Source organism: Streptosporangium sp. NPDC002607 (assembly GCF_053592655.1).
This window is the reverse complement of the sequence record NZ_JBSFWD010000134.1, coordinates 1-1,475: the sequence shown is the minus strand read 5'-3', so window position 1 is coordinate 1,475 and position 1,475 is coordinate 1. Positions and strand designations below refer to the sequence as shown.

Below are 1,475 nucleotides of genomic sequence, written 5' to 3'. Positions count from 1 at the left end.
CCTAACGCCCTTCGGGGTGTGGGTGAGGCTGAACGCCTGGCCTGAACTGGTAGTAGGTAAGCGATGGGGTGACGCAGGAAGGTAGCCCAGCCCAGGCGATGGTAGTCCTGGGGTAAGCATGTAGGGCGTGCTGTAGGCAAATCCGCAGCACATTAAGTCTGAGATGTGATGCCGAGCCGATTGTGGCGAAGTGGGTGATCCTATGCTGCCGAGAAAAGCCTCTAGTGAGTGTCGTGGCGGCCCGTACCCTAAACCGACTCAGGTGGTCAGGTAGAGAATACTAAGGCGATCGGGTGAACTGTGGTTAAGGAACTCGGCAAATTGCCCCCGTAACTTCGGGAGAAGGGGGGCCTTCGCTGGTGACGAACTTTGCGTTCTGAGCTGGTGGGGGTCGCAGAGGCCAGGGGGAAGCGACTGTTTACTAAAAACACAGGTCCGTGCGAAGTCGTAAGACGATGTATACGGACTGACGCCTGCCCGGTGCTGGAACGTTAAGGGGACCGGTTAGTCGCACTTGTGTGGCGAAGCTGAGAACTTAAGCGCCAGTAAACGGCGGTGGTAACTATAACCATCCTAAGGTAGCGAAATTCCTTGTCGGGTAAGTTCCGACCTGCACGAATGGCGTAACGACTTCCCCGCTGTCTCAACCGCAGACCCGGCGAAATTGCACTACGAGTAAAGATGCTCGTTACGCGCAGCAGGACGGAAAGACCCCGGGACCTTCACTATAGCTTGACATTGGCGTTTGGAACGTCTTGTGTAGGATAGGTGGGAGACGGTGAAGCTATCACGCTAGTGGTGGTGGAGTCATTGGTGAAATACCACTCTGGTCGTTTTGAACGTCTAACTTCGGTCCGTGATCCGGATCAGGGACAGTGTCTGGTGGGTAGTTTAACTGGGGCGGTTGCCTCCTAAAGAGTAACGGAGGCGCCCAAAGGTTCCCTCAGCCTGGTTGGCAATCAGGTGTCGAGTGTAAGTGCACAAGGGAGCTTGACTGTGAGACCGACGGGTCGAGCAGGAGCGAAAGCTGGGACTAGTGATCCGGCGGTGGCATGTGGAAGCGCCGTCGCTCAACGGCTAAAAGGTACCCCGGGGATAACAGGCTGATCTTCCCCAAGAGTCCATATCGACGGGATGGTTTGGCACCTCGATGTCGGCTCGTCGCATCCTGGGGCTGGAGTAGGTCCCAAGGGTTGGGCTGTTCGCCCATTAAAGCGGCACGCGAGCTGGGTTTAGAACGTCGCGAGACAGTTCGGTCCCTATCCGCTGCGCGCGCAGGAGACTTGAAAGGAGCTGTCCCTAGTACGAGAGGACCGGGACGGACGAACCTCTGGTGTGCCAGTTGTTCCGCCAGGAGCACGGCTGGTTGGCTACGTTCGGAAGGGATAACCGCTGAAAGCATCTAAGCGGGAAGCTCGCCTTGAGATGAGGTCTCCCACCACGAGAGTGGGTAAGGCTCCCGGTAGACGACCGGG

General features: G+C 57.3%; 1 rRNA gene (running past one end of the window). It reads left to right on the top strand.

What is annotated here, in order from left to right:
• Window positions 1-1,475 (top strand): 23S ribosomal RNA (locus ACWD3H_RS47365) (its annotated part extends 1,680 nt beyond the left edge of the window); the annotation flags it as partial.